The organism is Aeromonas sp. ASNIH8 (assembly GCF_002919855.1).
Taxonomy (GTDB): Bacteria; Pseudomonadota; Gammaproteobacteria; order Enterobacterales; family Aeromonadaceae; genus Aeromonas; species Aeromonas caviae.
Genome location: NZ_PQLN01000285.1, coordinates 1 through 585, shown reverse-complemented (window position 1 = coordinate 585; position 585 = coordinate 1). Strand labels below are relative to the sequence as shown.

1 pseudogene is annotated in these 585 nt (G+C 50.4%); it reads left to right on the top strand.

Features of this window, described 5'->3' with window-relative positions:
- A pseudogene (locus C3418_RS23945) lies at window positions 1–375 on the top strand (hypothetical protein); the annotation flags it as partial.
- Between the last annotated feature and the right edge of the window lie 210 nt (window positions 376–585).

Below are 585 nucleotides of genomic sequence, written 5' to 3'. Positions count from 1 at the left end.
AATTCCGTGCCGCTACATAGTGCGTTGATCGGACATCAATTCCTGGACTATGTGGAGAGTCGTCGCGGTCAGGGGCAGGTATTTTTGTTCGACGACAAACCATCAGGCAAAGACGACGACTGGGCGCATAACATCACCTGTCGCTTCCAACGCCACCTCAATGATGCTGGCATCGTAGGTCAGGGCCGTCCCACGCTTTACGGGCTGCGGCATAGCTACATCGATGAGTTACAGCAGGCGGACGTTGCTGAGCATATTGTGGCTGAGTTGGCGGGACATAGTAAAACAGGGATCACTTTTGGCCGCTATGGTAAACGGGTAAGCGTATCTCTTTTGAAAGAAAAGATAGAGTTGATTCCCAGAGACTTAGTATAAGTGTCAATCCAGTACCGTCTGGTGAACTTTTGTACAGATCTAGTTATCACCTGACACCGGCCTCAAACCGGTGTCTTGTTTAGTGGATTTGACCCCATAGGTCCAGACACTTTTTCCCGCTTAGGATTGTGATACCCGACTGCGCAGAAATTCCCGGGGTGAACGGTATCCCAAGGCGCTGTGCGGGTGGTGTTCGTTATAATGCTCAAA